Below are 16116 nucleotides of genomic sequence, written 5' to 3'. Positions count from 1 at the left end.
GAACAAAAAAATCCCGGCCCTGCGAGGGTCGGGATTCTTTTTGTTTTAGAGCATGTTTTATTTCAACGTAAACGACCCTTTGGTGCGTATATCGGTCGATGAGGAACCGATATAAAGGGTGAATTTGCCGGGCTCGGCCACCCATTCATGACGGGCATCGTCGAAATATTTGAGGTCGTCGGCCGTAATCGTGAACGTGACGGTTTTCTCCTCGCCGGGATTCAAGGCTATTTTGTCGAAGGCTTTCAACTCCTTTTGCGGACGGGGCAACGACGACTTGTTATCACCGACATAGAGTTGCACCACCTCTTTACCGGGCAGACTGCCGGTATTCTTCACCGGGACGGTAACCGTTATCGAGCCGTCGGCCGTCATGTCTGTCGACGAGAGAGCGGCTTTGCCGTATGTAAAAGTGGTATAACTCAATCCATGGCCGAAGGAGAAGAGTGCCGGAATTTTTTTCGTGTCGTGCCAGCGGTACCCGACAAGAATATCCTCCTTGTAAACCACATGCAGGCTATCGCCGGGGTAACAAAGGGCATCGAAAGAGTGCGCCCCATTGTCGGTCAACTTCACCGGGAACGAAATCGGGAGTTTTCCGCTGGGATTCACCGTGCCGCTCAACACGTCGGCAAGGGCATGGCCGGCTTCGGAGCCGAGATACCACGCTTGCACGATGGCGGGAATCTCATCGACCCACTTCATCTCCACGGCATTTCCGCTGATGAGCACCAGCACGAGGTTGGGATTGACCTTGGCCAGTTCGGGAATGAGACGGTCCTGACCGAACGGCAAACTATATTGTACCCGGTCTCCGGCCTCACAATCCTGTTCGTGGTTTTTGTTGAGACCCCCGACAAAAATCACCAAATCGGCATCGGCAGCCAACTCGACAGCCTTGCGGTAGAGCGAGTCGGTATCGACACGCGGCTTGTCGACCTTGCCATAGCGGGGACGGCCGGCGGCATATCCCTGCGTGTAGACAATCTTGTCGCCATAGCGTTCGGCAAGACCTTGCAGGGGCGAAATTTCGTGTTTCACTTTCAACTCCGACGAGCCGCCGCCCTCGGTGAGCCGGCGTGTGGCGTTGTCACCAACCACCAAAATCTTTTCATACCGCGAAGGGTCAATGGGAAGAAGTGCCGGCTGTTGCCGCTTCACCGGGTCGTTTTTCAGAAGCACGATTCCTTCGGTACCGATTTGACGCGCCGCGTCGAAATGGGCTTCGGAAGCAAAGGAGCCCCACGGACGATTGCGGTTCATGGCCGTGCGGAATATCAGACGCAAGATGCGGGCGGCCTTGTCATCGACCGTCGAAACCGGATAGGCACCCGATTGCAAGCCTGCCAAATAGTTGCGTGCCAAATAATAATTGTCGTAGGCAAAATTGCGACCCGAGGTGAGACCGTCGGTATAGGTTCCCATCTCGATGTCGAGGCCGTTGAAAACCGCCTCGCGGGTATCGTGGGCTCCGCCCCAGTCGGTCACGACACAACCGTCGAAGGCCCATTCGCCTTTGAGTATGCGATTGAGCAGCAAGTCGTTGTGGCAGGCATGCTCACCACGCACTTTGTTGTATGAGCCCATGATGCTCCATGCACCACCTTCCTGCACGGCGGCCTTGAAGGCCGGCAGATATATTTCATACAAAGCCCTGTCGCTCAGTTCCACATCGATGTGACCGCGCCATTTCTCCTGGTTGTTGAGGGCAAAGTGCTTCACACAAGCCGCCACGCCGTTTTTCTGCAACTCCTGCACATAAGGCACAACCATCACCGAGGCCAAACAGGGGTCTTCGCCCAAATATTCGAAGTTGCGGCCGTTGAGCGGAGTGCGGTAGATGTTGCAGCCGGGTCCCAAGAGAATGTCTTTCTCGCGATAACGGGCCTCTTCGCCGATGTTCTTGCCATAAAGAGCCGACATCTCGGGGTTCCAAGTGGCAGCCAGGCAGGTCAAGGCCGGGAAGGCCGTGCAGGAGTCATTGGTAAAGCCGGCATTTCCCCAACTGTCCCACTGTATCTCTTCGCGCACCCCGTGGGGGCCGTCGCTCATCCATATCTCGGGAATGCCGAGTCGGGGCACACCGTGCGAACTGAATTTACTTTGTGCCGTGCACAACTTGACTTTCTCTTCGAGGGTCATGCGCGACAAGGCGTCTTGCACACGCACTTCGATGGGTTGGCTTTCGTCGAGATAGAGCGGCTGCCGGTTCTGAGCCACCGCCACCGCCGAGAACAACGAAAGGGTGAAAAGAAACAGTTTTTTCATGATAAAAAGGGTTTATTTCAATTTCAACTCGATTTTTTGTCCGGAATAGTCGACCGTGTAATCGGGCGTGCGATTGGGGTCATAAGCCGCCGGCGCATCGGGCTTAACGACCACCACATGCAACGTGCGGCGCAGAGGCATTCCCGCATAGGCACCCTGTTGCGCTCCGACGGTCAGCACACCCGAAGCCTCATCATAGGAGAAGGGTATTTGCAAGTAGGCTCCCTTCTCGTAGTTATAATTGGTATTCTCGTCTTCGTAAAGCGTGAAGCGGGCATCACGGCCGGTATAGAGGTAAAGCGTGAGCGTATCGGCCGGATACTGGTCGCTATACTGCATTTCCCGACCGAAGGGCACAATCGAACCTTCGCGCACAAAGAGCGGCATTTGGGCATAGGGTGCCGAGACGGCATAACGCTGACCGCCGACGATATGTGCACCCGAATAAAAGTCGTACCACCCGGTACCGGCGGGAAATGTCACTTCGCGCGAACGGGCTCCGTAGGTGTAGACGGGGCAAACCATGAAGGCCGGCCCGAACATATATTGGTCGCCGACGTTCCACACCGCCGTATCAGAGGGGAAGTCCATCACCAAGGGGCGCATAATGGTGTAGTCGTCGTGCCAGGTCATGCCGGCCAACGTGTAGATGTAGGGCATGAGGGCATAACGCAGGCGGGTATAATAGGCAATCGTGCGGTAAGCCTCATGGCCTTCGGGGGCGATGTTGTAGATTTCGCGATAGGGATACTGCCCGTGCGAACGGAAGATGGGGACAAATGCGCCGAACTGGAACCAGCGGGCATTCAACTCGCGCCACTCTTTGAGGTCGGCATTTTCCCGGCCGGTCTTGTTGAAATACTTGAATCCCGCCTCATAGCGTTTTTCGACACAGAAACCGCCAATATCCATCGACCAATAGGGAATGCCGCTGATGGAGAAATTGAGACCGGCCGAAATCTGAGCCTTCATGTCTTCCCAACGGGTGGCAATGTCTCCGCTCCAAGTGGCGGTCGAGTAGCGTTGCAAGCCGGCAAACCCCGAACGGGTCAACAAGAAGACGCGACGGTCGGGCTCGACCGCACGCTGGCCGTTGTAAATGGCATCGGCATTCATCAGGGCGTAGGCGTTGAAATACTGGGTCGAAGGGCCCAGGGAGGTGGGGCCGCAAAGCGCTTTGCGATAGTCCATATCGGTGCAGTCGCGCACGTTGGGTTCACTGGCGTCCATCCACCAGGCATCGATGCCCAACGGATAGAGGTGCTCCTGCATCTGTCGCCAAAACAGTTTGCGGGCACCGGGCGAGTAGGCATCGTAGAAAGAGCCGATGTAACCGGGGCCTATCCAGTCGCGGATACTGTCTTTGATGGCCTGTTGGTATATCCAGCCGTGACGGTCGAACTCCTTGTAATGCTCGGTGGTCATATAGAATTTGGGCCACACCGAAATCATCATGCGGGCATGCTGTGCATGTATCGAATCGACCATGGCGCGCGGCTCGGGGAAGCGGGCGGCATCAAATTCGTGGCTGCCCCAGGCATCTTCGGGCCAATAGCTCCAATCGAGGACGATATTGTCGATGGGTATCTCCCGGCGGCGGAACTCGTCGAGCGCGGCCAATATTTCCTTCTGCGTCTTATACCGTTCGCGGCTCTGCCAGAAACCCATCGCCCACCGCGGCATGACCTGTGCCTTGCCGGTAAGGCGGCGGTATGCGGCAATCACCTCATCGGCATTGTTGCCGGCCATGTAATAATAATCGAGGGCCTCGCTCATTTCGCTATACCACGAGAGCCGGTTCTGCTCGGTCGGGTCGACAGGGCTCAACGCCCGCAAGCCGAGGTAGGAAACGCCTCCATCGGGAGCCCACTCGATGCGTATGGGCACACGCTCGCCGGCCGTGAGGCGGGTCGTGAACTTATAGCTGTTGGGATTCCATGCCGTGCGCCAACGTTCGGGCACGAGCAATTCACCATCGATATAGATTTTTACATATCCGGCATAATAGAGCAAAAAGCGATAATCGCCCGTCTCGCGGGCGGCTATCTCCCCCGTATAGAGGACACGAGCGCCGTTGAGCGGGAAATCCTGCGGCAAATCGAGAATGGTTTTCTGGTCTTCATAATATATGCGACTCTCGCGGCGAGTCAACGGCTGCACCTTTTTGTTCATGGCATCGGGACGATAGAGTGCCGTCAGCGCGCCGTATTTTCCATCGGCATCGTAGAGGTCGAAAAGGTCTCCCAGCTGGGCATATTCGCGACTGTCGCCCCACTTGCAGAGGGAATAGGTGTCGAACAGGAGCCCGTAGTTCTTGTTGGAGAGAATGAACGGTACCGACACTTTGGTGTTGTACTGGAAGAGAGACTCGTTCTTGCCCTTGTAGTTGAACTCATCGGACTGGTGCTGTCCCAATCCATAAAACGCCTCATCGGCCGGAGACTCGAACTGCTGGCGATAGCTGTATGCCGATACGCCGTCGACCGTGATGGGCGAGAATGTCTTGCCGCCACCGCAACGCTCACGCAGGCGAACGGCGCCCGTGGTATCGGCAAAAGAGACCTCACCGGTTGTCAGGTCGACCGAAGCCCGTACCTCGCGGGTCGACAAAGTAAGGGTGCCTTCGTGCTCGGAGAGTGAGAAAGGGGTTTTGGTAAAAGCCTCGGGCAGAACGACCAAACTTTTGTCTTTGGGTAATTTGCGACCGGGAACCGCGGTCACCCGAATGATGCTCTCATCGACAACTTGCAGGCGCAGGAGACGAGCCGTCGTGTCGTTCCGGGCAGGAAGGGTCACTACGACACCGTTGGATATTTTTTTATACGAGGTTGCTCCCGACGTGAGGACAAACATAAAAAGCAACGTAAATAAGAGCGTGTGTTTCATGCGGTATTTTTTTCGTAGACAATTAATGATTGCAAATGTAACAAAAAAATATCACATGCAAACGGCGGCGTGCTCCGATATTAGGTCAGATGCAGGTGGGGGATTTGTCAAAATTATCGGTAAAAAAGATGAATTAGTCAAATATTCTTTCTATTTTTGCTCGATATAACATCGATTCAATATTATGAAAAAAACAATCTTTTTAGGATTCATCGCTGTTGCCATGATGATAGGTGCCAGCTCGTGCAAGTCGAAAGAAAGCGCATACAAGGCTGCATATATGAAAGCACAAGAGAAAGAGGCCGTCGAAGAAGTCCCGGTCGAGAATGAAGTCGTTACGACACAAGCCCCGGTAAAAGAGCGGGTGAGCAACGAACGCATATCGGTCGTCGATGACGACGCCAATATGCTGAAACTGTATAACGTCGTCGTGGGCAGTTTTTCGGTACGGACCAATGCCTCGTCACTGAAAGAGCGCCTCAAAGAAGACGGTTATGGTGCTTTCCTGGCACGCAACAATCAAATGATGTACCGCGTGATTGCCGGCAGCTTCGATACCCGGAAAGAGGCCGAAGAGCTGCGCGATGCCATCAAGCTGAAATATTCGCCCGAGTTCAACGACGCCTGGCTGCTCATCAACCAATAGTAAAAAGTCAACCACTCTTTCTTCACGCATTTTGACCTTATCGCGTCAAAATGCGTTTTTTAACTTCAATCGCCCATGTGGAAAAAATGGGTGGGGTTCGACCCCGCAACAATGAAAATTCGCACCGAGATAATGGCCGGCATTACCTCGTTTCTTGCCATGTCGTATATCTTGGCTGTCAATCCGGCAATACTCTCGGAGACAGGAATGGACAAGGGAGCCTTGTTCACCACCACGGCCTGCGCGGCCGTCATAGGCACGATGTGCATGGCCCTGTGGGCCAAAATGCCGTTTGCCCTGGCACCGGGCATGGGGCTGAACGCTTTCTTTACCTACACCGTATGCCTGCAAATGGGTAACTCCTGGCAATTTGCCCTCACGGCGGTATTTATCGAAGGCATCATCTTCATCATACTCACCCTCACCAAGTTGAGGCAAGCCATCGTCAATGCCATACCTCCTACCCTGCGACAAGCCATCGGGGTGGGCATCGGGTTGTTCATCGCATTTATAGGGCTCATCAACTGCCGCATCGTCGTTCCCCACGAAACCACCATCGTCACCATCGGGCATCTGACCGGCGGCGATGCCTTACTGGGACTGATAGGTCTCACCATCACCTCCATACTGGCCATAAAAAAAGTGCAGGGCGGGTTGCTCATCGGCATTCTCCTCACAACGCTCATCGGCATTCCGATGGGAATCACCCACTACAACGGCATCATCAACCTGCCGCCATCGATAGAGCCCATCTTCATGCAGTTTGAATTTTCGGAGATATTCACCCTGAAAATGGTCATTGTGGTCTTCACCTTCCTGTTCATCGACATGTTCGACACCCTCGGTACCATCATCGGGGTCTTCAACAGAGCCGGCATGACGGTCAACGGACGCATTCCCCGGTTGAAAGAGGCATTCATGTCCGATGCCATAGGCACCACCTGCGGCGCCATGCTGGGCACCAGCACGGTAACGGTATTTGTCGAGAGCGCCAGCGGCATCTCCCAGGGCGGACGCTCGGGACTGACGGCATTCACGACGGCAACCTGCTTTGCCTTGGCCCTGCTGTTCTCCCCCTTCTTCCTGTCCATACCGGCTCCGGCCACCGGTGCCGTGCTTATCCTGGTGGGGTTGTCCATGGCGTCGTCGATGACCAGCATCGACTTCTCAGACCTGAGCGAAGCGATTCCCGCCTTCATCTGCATTCTCATCATTCCGTTTGCATACAGCATCTCCGAAGGAATCATTCTGAGCATGATAAGTTATGTGGTCATAAACCTGCTCAGCGGGAAACGGCATAAAATTTCGGTACCAATGTATATCCTGACCGCCATACTGCTATTGAAATTTGCTCTTTAATCTCTTAATTTTTGGAACGAATGGAACTACTTATCGCACACCGACCCGAAACCTGCCGCTTTGAGACCGTGGTCGACGGACTCATCGCCTATGTCGAATACCGCCGCGAGGACAATGTCCTCGACGTCATACACACCATCGTCCCGTCGGCACTCGAAGGGCGGGGCATCGCCTCGCGACTCGTGGGGGCAGCCTACGACTACGCCCGTGAAGAAGGGCTCACATTCAAGGCTACCTGCTCATACGCCATCGCGTGGCTGCAACGCAAAAAAAATTCAGGACAATAAAAACCGACATGAAAACAAAAATTCTGTATATCATCGCCGCCACATGGATATCGGCTACCCTTTATGCGAAAGAGCCCGTGAAGGTGGCCTGCGTCGGCAACAGCATCACCTATGGCTACGGGCTCGAAAACCGCGAGAGGGAGTGCTATCCTTCGGTATTGGGCGAAATGCTGGGCGAAGGTTATGAAGTGAGAAATTTCGGCATCAACTCCCGCACGTTGCTGTATAAAGGTGATTTGCCGTATGTGAAGGAAAAGATATTCAGGAAAGCCCTCGACTTCCGCCCCGACATCGTCATCATCAAACTGGGGACCAACGACATCAAGCCGCACAACTGGGAACATGGCGCCGACTTCGCACACGACTTGGCGGCACTCGTCGACTCGTTCCGCCACGAAGGCAGCCCGCGCATCTACCTTTGCTACCCGGCCACCGTCTACGGCACCCGTTGGGGCATCAACGACAGCACCCTTGTGCACGGAGTGATTCCCGCCATCAAAAAAACCGCCCGCAAGAAACGGGTCAAGACCATCGACCTGCACACCCCTACCCAAAACATGACGGAGCATTTTCCCGACGGAGTGCACCCCGATGCTGCCGGGGCCCGCATATTGGCCCGGAAGGTATTTGAAGCTATCACATCACGTCATCAAAAATAAACCCACCTTATGAAAACACGCTCCTTCCTTACTTTTCTGTTGGCATGTTGCCTGCTTGTACCCACAGCCGAAGCCAAGAAAAGAGTCAAGATTCCCACTGAGAAAGAGATGGCCGCCTACCTGCTGGTCTATTTCAAGGACGACACGCACAGCCTCCACATGGCATTGAGCGCCGACGGCTACTCGTTTACCGATGTCAACAACGGGCAGCCCGTCGTTGCGGGCGATACCATCGCCGAGCAACACGGCATACGCGACCCGCACATCATGCGCGGACCCGACGGAGCCTTCTACCTGGCCATGACCGACCTCCACATCTATGCACAAGAGGCCGGATACCGCACCACCCAATGGGAACGCGACGGCAAGACCTACGGCTGGGGCAACAACCGTTCGATGGTATTGATGCGTTCGACCGACCTCATACATTGGACACACTCCTGTTTCAGGCTCGACACCGCATTTCCCGGCTATGAAGACATAGGTTGCGCCTGGGCTCCCCAAACCATCTACGACCCCGAAGAGGGCAAGCTGATGATATACTTCACCATGCGTCACCGCAACGAGCGCTGTGAACTCTACTACGCCTACACCGACGATGCTTTCACCCGCCTGATTACCGAGCCGAAACGGCTCTTCAACTACCCCAAGGAATTTTCCTACATCGACGGTGACATCACAAAAGTCGGAGACAAATACCATCTCTATTATGTGGCCCAGGAAGGGTGCGCAGGAATCCGTCATGCGGTCTCCGACTCGATACACAGCGGGTATGTCTACGAAGAGGGTTGGTACGACTCCGAGCCGAGAGGTTGTGAAGCGCCCAATGTCTGGAAACGCATCGGAGAAGACCGCTGGGTGCTGATGTATGACATATACAGCCTCAAACCCCACAACTTCGGATTCAGGGAAACAAGTGACTTCAAGACCTTCACCGACTTGGGTCATTTCAACAAGGGGGTAATGAAAGCGACCAACTTCTCGATACCCAAACACGGAGCGGTCATTCACCTCACCGCCAAGGAGGCTCGACGGCTGGCCCGTCACTGGGGGTGCGACATGAAATTCCGATGAGGCGTTATCACGCGTAAAGAAACAGCGGGGGCTGCATGTCTCATGGCATGCAGCCCCCGTCGCGTATTGCTAATTGTGTTGCCGATATTCGTTGGGCGTGAGACCCACGCTCTTCTTGAACATGCGGCTGAAATGCTGCGGATACTGAAATCCCAGGCTGTATGCAATCTCGCTCACACTCTGCGAGGGGTCGCAAAGACGCTCCTTGGCCGTCGCTATGAGCAGTTGCTGTATATACTCTTGCGCCGACCGACCCGTCTCCTTCTTGACCAAATCGCCGAAATAATTGGCCGAGAGGAAAAGTTTGTCGGCAAAATATTTCACCGAGGGCAATCCCGACTCGGCCGGTTCTCCCGAGCGGAAATAATCGCGCAACAAACGTTCGAACTTGACAATGACATCTTTGTTTTCATTGCTGCGGGTAATAAATTGCCGGTCATAAAAACGCATGCAGTAGTTGAGCAACAACTCGATGTTGGAGACAATGAGCATGCGGCTGTGTTTGTCGATGGCATGTTGCAACTCGGCCGCGATGTTGTGCAAGCACTCCATGACGACGCCGCGTTCCTGCTCGGAGATGTGCAGGGCTTCATTCACCTCATAAGAGAAAAAGGTGTAATCGTCGATGTGCCGTCCCAACGAAGTGCCCCTGATGAGGTCGGGGTGAAACACCAAAGCCCACCCTTTGGGTTGCACCTTCGTATCATGGTTCTCAATGCCATAGACCTGACCCGGAGCCAAGAACACGAGCGTGCCCTCTTGATAATCGTAATAATGGCGGCCATAGCGCATGTCGCCGCACTTGATATCTTTGAGAAAAACGGCATAGAATCCATAAGAAAGGCGCGACGAAAACATCGGCTCGCATTTCGACCAGTCGACGACACTCACCAAGGGGTTGAGCGTTTCGACCCCCATGAGGTCGTTGTATTCAAAAACATGGTTGATTTTCTCGATTTCGCTCATAAGTATCAGAATTTTACAGAACAAAGATAACCTATTTTCCCGGCATCGGAAACGGGTGGACGCCAAATCGGTAAAAAAGGTAGTGGAAACCGTAATCTGTCTACATCGAGGCGGGAACGACACCGACATCTCAGCCGACCATCGGCAGGAGAAAAAGTGGCGGAACAAGGTGCAACGTGCAACATAATTTCAGATTCTGCAACGTCTCTCATTATTATTTTATAAAACGAAGGATATTCTTTGGAATGATAACTTAGAATTTTCTATCTTTGAACAATCGTGGCGACGAATTGAAAAACGAATCCAGGTTTTAAAGAATGTAAAAAAAGCAGATTCATATTAAACCTTATCGGAGTATAGCGTCTAAATTCATAAAATTTTTTTTGACAAAAACCATGAATAAAAGATTACGGACAGGCCTCATCACACTCATCATAGCCGGCCTCGCAGGATTTGGAGTTTACAAGTTTTATCCGTTAGGCAGCCAGGAAAAGGAGAGCGACACTCCCATATCGAAACCCTCCCGAAAAAGCCTCAACGTCACGGCATACGTCATCAAGCCCGAGACCCTGAGCGAGGAGAGGAATGTCACCGGCGACCTGCTGCCCGACGAAGAGGTAAACCTCTCTTTCGAGACATCAGGCAAAATCACCTCCATCAATTTCAAAGAAGGTTCGTTTGTGAACAAAGGCGACTTGTTGGCCAAGGTGAATGACGCACCGCTGCAAGCCCAGTTGCGCAAACTCGAAGTGCAACTGCAACTGGCCGAAGACCGGGTGTACCGGCAAAACGCCCTTCTCGAAAGAGAGGCCGTGAGTAAAGAAGCCTATGAACAGGTGCAAACCGACCTGGCCACCCTGCAAGCCGAAATCGACATCGTAAAGGCCAACATCGCACTGACCGAGCTGAAAGCGCCGTTCGACGGCATCATCGGTCTGCGTCAAGTGAGCGAAGGAGCTTATGCCACCCCGTCCACCCCCATCGCCACCCTCACCAAAATCAGCCCGCTGAAAATCGAATTCTCGATACCCGAGAAATATGCCGGACTCATCAAGAACGGCACCAGTTTTGAATTTACCGTCGACGGATTCATGCAACCCTTCAAGGCGCATGTATATGCCTCCGACTCACGCCTCGACTCCGAAACCCACACCTTTACCATGCGTGCCACCTACCCCAACAGCAACGGCATGCTCTACCCGGGACGTTTCGTCCACATCAAGCTGAAAACACAAGAGGTAAAACAGGCCATTGCCATACCTTCCGATGCCATCGTTCCCGAAATGGGTATCGACAAAGTGTTCCTTTACAAATCGGGAAAAGCCCAACCGGTTGAAATCGAAAAAGGATTGCGTACCGAAGCCAAAGTGCAAGTTCTCCGGGGCCTCAACATAGGCGATACCATTATCACCTCGGGCACGCTGCAACTGCGTACGGGCCTTAACGTCACCTTGCAAAACATCGAATAAGAAGGACATCTGCCATGAACATCTCGGAACTCAGCATCAAACGGCCAGTATTAGCCACCGTATTGACCCTGATTATCATACTGTTCGGTATCATCGGATACCAAAGTTTGGGCGTCAGGGAATATCCTTCGGTCGATAATCCCATTATCTCGGTCACCTGTTCTTACTCGGGTGCCAACGCAGACGTAATCGAAAACCAAATCACCGAGCCCCTCGAACAAAACATCAACGGTATTCCCGGCATTCGTTCCCTGTCGAGTGTGAGCCGCCAAGGCCAGAGCCGCATCACCGTCGAATTTGAACTGTCGGTCGACCTCGAAACGGCCGCCAACGACGTGCGCGACAAGGTATCGCGCGCCCAACGTTATCTGCCCGACGACTGCGACCCGCCCACCGTGTCAAAGGCCGATGCCGACGCCACCCCGATCCTCATGGTGGCCATTCAGAGCGACAAGCGCTCCCTGCTCGAACTGAGTGAGATCGCCGACCTCACGGTAAAGGAGCAACTGCAAACCATCTCCGACGTGAGCAGCGTATCGATATGGGGTGAGAAACGCTACTCGATGCGCCTGTGGCTCGACCCGGCCAAGATGGCGGGATATGGAGTCACCCCCATGGACGTGAAAAACGCCATCGACAAAGAAAACATCGAGCTCCCCTCGGGCAGTATCGAGGGCAACACGACCGAATTGACCATACGCACACTGGGACTGATGCACACGGCCGAGGAATTTAACAGCCTCATCATCAAACGGAGCGACAACCGCATTATCCGTTTCCGCGACATCGGAACGGCCGACATCGAAGCCCAGGACTTGAAGAGCTACATGAAAATGAACGGCGTGCCGATGGTCGGCGTCGTGGTCATTCCCCAACCGGGTGCCAACCACATCGAAATCGCCGATGCTGTGTATGAACGCATGGCGTCGATGCAAAAGGACCTGCCCGATGATGTGAAATACAGTTACGGCTTCGACAACACGAAATTTATCCGCGCCTCCATCAATGAGGTCGAAAGCACCGTCTATGAAGCCTTCATTCTCGTCATCATCATCATCTTCCTCTTCCTCCGCGACTGGCGGGTCACGTTGGTGCCATGCGTGGTCATTCCGGTATCCCTCATCGGCGCCTTCTTCGTCATGTACTTGGCCGGATTCTCCATCAACGTGCTATCGATGCTGGCCGTGGTGCTGGCAGTGGGCCTTGTGGTCGACGATGCCATCGTGATGACCGAGAACATCTATATCCGCATAGAACGGGGCATGTCGCCCAAAGAGGCGGGCATCGAAGGCTCGAAAGAGATTTTCTTCGCCGTCATATCGACGACCATCACCCTGGTGGCCGTATTCTTCCCCATCGTGTTCATGGAAGGAACGACGGGGCGGCTCTTCCGCGAGTTCAGCATCGTGGTATCGGGAGCCGTCCTCATATCGGCCTTTGCGGCGCTCACCTTCACCCCCATGCTGGCCACCAAGTTGCTCAAACGGCAAGAAAAGAAAAACTGGTTCTACCGCAAGACCGAGCCCTTCTTCGTGGGCATGAACCACTACTACTCCCGCTCGCTCGACATCTTCTTGCGGCACCGCTACCTGGCCTTGCCCATCATCATTGTCATGCTGGGTATCATCGGCTACCTGTGGATAAACATTCCGTCGGAAATGGCGCCGCTCGAAGACCGTTCGCGCATCACCATCAACACCCGCGGTCCCGAAGGCGTGACTTATGAATTCATGCGCGACTACACCGAAGAGATAAATCTCCTGGCCGACTCGATTGTGCCCGATGCCACGGCTATCACGGCGCGTGTGTCGAGCGGAAGCGGAAACGTCGAAATCATGTTGAAAGACATCAAAGACCGCGACTACACGCAAATGCAGGTGGCCGAGGAACTCTCCAAGGCCGTGCAGACAAAAACCAAGGCCCGCGCGTTTGTGCAACAGCAATCGACCTTCGGCGGACGCCGGGGCAGCATGCCGGTGCAATATGTCATACAGGCGGCCAACCTCGAAAAACTGCAAGAGGTACTGCCGGTCTTCATGACCAAGGTTTATGAAAACCCGGTATTCCAAATGGCCGACGTCGACTTGAAGTTCAGCAAGCCCGAGGCCCGCATCGAAATAGACCGTGAAAAAGCCAACGTACTGGGCGTTACCACCCGAGACATCGCCCAAACGCTGCAATACGGATTGAGCGGCCAGCGCATGGGATATTTCTACATGAACGGGAAGCAATATGAGATTCTCGGCGAAATCAACCGCCAGCAACGCAACAAGCCGGTCGACCTGAAATCGCTCTACATTCGCAACAGCAACGGCGACATGATACAACTCGACAACCTCATCACGCTCGTAGAGGGCACGGCTCCTCCCCAACTCTACCGTTACAACCGCTTCGTGTCGGCTACGGTGTCGGCCGGATTGGCCGAGGGGAAAACCATCGGCCAAGGCCTCGACGAGATGGACAAGATTGCCGCCGAAACACTCGACGACACCTTCCGCACCGCCTTGACGGGAGACTCGAAGGAGTACCGCGAAAGTTCGTCGAGCCTGATGTTTGCCTTTATTTTGGCGCTGGTCCTGATATACCTGATACTGGCCGCCCAATTCGAGAGCTTCAAAGACCCGTTCATCATCATGCTCACCGTGCCGCTGGCCATCTGCGGTGCCCTCGTGTTCATGTTTTTCAGTGACCAGACGATGAACATTTTCAGCCAGATCGGTATCATCATGCTCATCGGGCTGGTTGCCAAGAACGGTATCTTGATTGTGGAATTTGCCAACCAGCGGCAAGAAAGCGGCATCGACAAACATTTGGCCATCAGAGAAGCCTCGATACAACGACTGCGTCCCATTCTCATGACCAGCGCCGCTACGATCCTCGGCCTGCTCCCGCTCGCTTATGCCAGCGGTGAAGGAGCCAACGGCCGCGTTGCCATGGGTATCGCCGTAGTAGGCGGAATGCTCATCTCGACCTTCATGACCATGTATATCGTACCTGCCATCTACACCTATATATCCACCCCACGCAAACATACCCCCGAAGAATGAGAACCTTATCCTTCATAACCTTATGGCTGGGTCTTTCCCTGGCCGTGCAGGGACAAGAGCCCTACTCGCTGAAATCGTGCATCGAGACCGGCCTCGAACAGAACTATTCGCTGCGCATCGTGCGCAACGAGGAGCAAATGGCCCGAAACAACGCCACTCGCGGCAATGCCGGCATGCTGCCGACGGTCGACCTGACGGCCGGATACAACGGAAATGTCGACAACACAAAGAGCATTCCCCGCACCGAGGGTGCAACGGAACATAACACCGGGTTGTACGCCGGCAACGTGAATGTGGGGATCGACTTGAACTGGACCATCTTCGACGGCTTCTCCATCATCACCGAGTATCAAATACTCAAAGAGCTCGAAAAACAGGGCGAAACCCTCACACGCATCGCCATAGAGGATTACATCGCACAACTCTCGTCGGAATATTACAACTATATCCAACAGGAGATTCGTCTCAAAAACTTCCTCTACGCCGTGTCGCTCTCGAAAGAGCGTCTGCGCATCGTCGAAGAGCGATACCAAATCGGCAACTTCTCACGGCTCGACCTGCTGCAAGCGCGTGTCGACTTCAATGCCGACAGTGCCCAATACATGAAACAACAGGAGACCTTGCACAGTTCCCGCATTCGACTCAACGAATTGATGGCCATCGCCGACATGAGCAATCCTATCGCCGTTGTCGACACGGTCATCGATGTCAATACGATGCTCGTCTTTGAAGAGCTATGGACCTCGACCCTGCAAACCAACGCCTCCCTGCTCAAAGCCGAGCAAGACAAGACCATTGCCAACCTCGACTTGAAGAAGGTCTTCTCGCGCAACTATCCCTATGTGCGCCTCAACGCCGGATATGGATATACCCTCAACACCTACGACCGCACCAATACGACACTAAGGCGCAACAACCTGGGCGCCAACTTCGGCATCACGCTCGGCTTCAATATTTATGACGGGAACCGTCGCCGCGAGATACGGAACGCCCGCATCGCCGCCCAAAATGCCGAACTGCAACAAAAAGACATCGTGCAGTCGTTGCGCGCCGACATCAGCAACCTGTGGCAAGCCTACAAAAACAACATCGAAGTGCTGAATCTCGAACGCGAAAACCTCACGGCCGCCAAAGAAAACTATCTCATTGCCCGTGAACGATATATCTTGGGCAACTTGTCGGGTATAGAACTGCGCGAAGCGCAAAAGAGCCTGCTCGATGCCGAAGAACGTATCCTCACGGCCGAATACGACACCAAACTGTGCGAAATATCGTTGCTGCAAATCAGCGGTAAAATTACCGACTACCTACTATAAACGCAGCAAAAAAGCGAGACGGGAACTCAACCTATTCGACTTTTCAAGCACCCACAAATCCCGCCAAAGTGGTTTACAAAAGCACAACGACGGAGAGGTGTTACACAATAGCCGTAAAATGGGTATGAATATCTGTAAT

Annotated in this window: 11 protein-coding genes; 8 read left to right on the top strand and 3 right to left on the bottom strand. The window is 53.9% G+C overall.

Annotated features, from left to right (window positions below; translation table 11 throughout):
• Window positions 1-57 precede the first annotated feature (57 nt).
• Complete coding sequence (locus IAD09_07645) at window positions 58-2268, bottom strand: glycoside hydrolase family 3 C-terminal domain-containing protein (GenBank protein HIT82092.1); 2211 nt, start codon at window positions 2266-2268, stop codon at window positions 58-60.
• A 12-nt stretch (window positions 2269-2280) separates the two neighbouring features.
• The gene (locus IAD09_07640) at window positions 2281-5154 is read right to left on the bottom strand and encodes a DUF5110 domain-containing protein (protein HIT82091.1); all 2874 of its coding nucleotides are present in this window, start codon (window positions 5152-5154) and stop codon (window positions 2281-2283) included.
• Between the two features lie 184 nt (window positions 5155-5338).
• Between IAD09_07640 and IAD09_07635 the strand changes: the two genes are divergently transcribed.
• The 5 genes from IAD09_07635 (at window position 5339) to IAD09_07615 (ending at window position 9179) form a co-directional block, all read left to right on the top strand.
• A complete protein-coding gene (locus IAD09_07635; protein HIT82090.1) occupies window positions 5339-5800 on the top strand; it encodes an SPOR domain-containing protein in 462 nt (153 codons plus the stop codon).
• Between the two features lie 75 nt (window positions 5801-5875).
• On the top strand, window positions 5876-7159 hold the full coding sequence (locus IAD09_07630) for an NCS2 family permease (GenBank protein ID HIT82089.1): 1284 nt from the start codon (window positions 5876-5878) through the stop codon (window positions 7157-7159).
• A gap of 20 nt (window positions 7160-7179) precedes the next feature.
• Window positions 7180-7446, top strand: coding sequence for an N-acetyltransferase (locus tag IAD09_07625; GenBank protein HIT82088.1), 267 nt, complete (start codon window positions 7180-7182; stop codon window positions 7444-7446).
• Between the two features lie 8 nt (window positions 7447-7454).
• Window positions 7455-8105: a hypothetical protein gene (locus IAD09_07620; GenBank protein HIT82087.1), complete on the top strand. Its 651-nt coding sequence runs from the start codon at window positions 7455-7457 to the stop codon at window positions 8103-8105.
• A gap of 9 nt (window positions 8106-8114) precedes the next feature.
• Complete coding sequence (locus tag IAD09_07615; protein ID HIT82086.1) at window positions 8115-9179, top strand: glycoside hydrolase family 43 protein; 1065 nt, start codon at window positions 8115-8117, stop codon at window positions 9177-9179.
• Window positions 9180-9248: 69 nt separating this feature from the next.
• Here IAD09_07615 and IAD09_07610 read toward each other — a convergent pair whose 3' ends face one another.
• Entirely contained in the window at window positions 9249-10145 is an 897-nt protein-coding gene (locus tag IAD09_07610; protein ID HIT82085.1) for an AraC family transcriptional regulator, read from the bottom strand.
• 395 nt (window positions 10146-10540) lie between these two features.
• Here IAD09_07610 and IAD09_07605 point away from each other — a divergent pair, with 395 nt between their 5' ends.
• From IAD09_07605 to IAD09_07595, 3 genes are read left to right on the top strand one after another with little or no spacing between them, the layout of a single operon-like run.
• Complete coding sequence (locus IAD09_07605) at window positions 10541-11614, top strand: efflux RND transporter periplasmic adaptor subunit (protein HIT82084.1); 1074 nt, start codon at window positions 10541-10543, stop codon at window positions 11612-11614.
• A gap of 14 nt (window positions 11615-11628) precedes the next feature.
• Window positions 11629-14661 (top strand): efflux RND transporter permease subunit, encoded by a 3033-nt coding sequence (locus tag IAD09_07600; GenBank protein ID HIT82083.1) that lies wholly within the window; start codon window positions 11629-11631, stop codon window positions 14659-14661.
• A complete protein-coding gene (locus IAD09_07595; protein HIT82082.1) occupies window positions 14658-15977 on the top strand; it encodes a TolC family protein in 1320 nt (439 codons plus the stop codon). The genes IAD09_07600 and IAD09_07595 overlap by 4 nt, the downstream gene beginning before the upstream one ends.
• Window positions 15978-16116: the final 139 nt, after the last annotated feature.

The sequence above is a fragment of the Candidatus Caccoplasma merdavium genome (assembly GCA_018715595.1).
Lineage (GTDB): Bacteria > Bacteroidota > Bacteroidia > Bacteroidales > UBA11471 > Caccoplasma > Caccoplasma merdavium.
The sequence above is the reverse complement of the archived record's forward strand: the minus strand, read 5'-3'. Positions and strand labels throughout refer to the sequence as shown.

Bases quoted from the DNA above. Each gene is read 5' to 3' on its own strand.
- IAD09_07645 (HIT82092.1), bottom strand. From the start codon at position 2,268: ATGAAAAAACTGTTTCTTTTCACCCTTTCGTTGTTCTCGGCGGTGGCG.
- IAD09_07640 (HIT82091.1), bottom strand. From the start codon at position 5,154: ATGAAACACACGCTCTTATTTACGTTGCTTTTTATGTTTGTCCTCACG.
- IAD09_07635 (HIT82090.1), top strand. From the start codon at position 5,339: ATGAAAAAAACAATCTTTTTAGGATTCATCGCTGTTGCCATGATGATA.
- IAD09_07630 (HIT82089.1), top strand. From the start codon at position 5,876: ATGTGGAAAAAATGGGTGGGGTTCGACCCCGCAACAATGAAAATTCGC.
- IAD09_07625 (HIT82088.1), top strand. From the start codon at position 7,180: ATGGAACTACTTATCGCACACCGACCCGAAACCTGCCGCTTTGAGACC.
- IAD09_07620 (HIT82087.1), top strand. From the start codon at position 7,455: ATGAAAACAAAAATTCTGTATATCATCGCCGCCACATGGATATCGGCT.
- IAD09_07615 (HIT82086.1), top strand. From the start codon at position 8,115: ATGAAAACACGCTCCTTCCTTACTTTTCTGTTGGCATGTTGCCTGCTT.
- IAD09_07610 (HIT82085.1), bottom strand. From the start codon at position 10,145: ATGAGCGAAATCGAGAAAATCAACCATGTTTTTGAATACAACGACCTC.
- IAD09_07605 (HIT82084.1), top strand. From the start codon at position 10,541: ATGAATAAAAGATTACGGACAGGCCTCATCACACTCATCATAGCCGGC.
- IAD09_07600 (HIT82083.1), top strand. From the start codon at position 11,629: ATGAACATCTCGGAACTCAGCATCAAACGGCCAGTATTAGCCACCGTA.
- IAD09_07595 (HIT82082.1), top strand. From the start codon at position 14,658: ATGAGAACCTTATCCTTCATAACCTTATGGCTGGGTCTTTCCCTGGCC.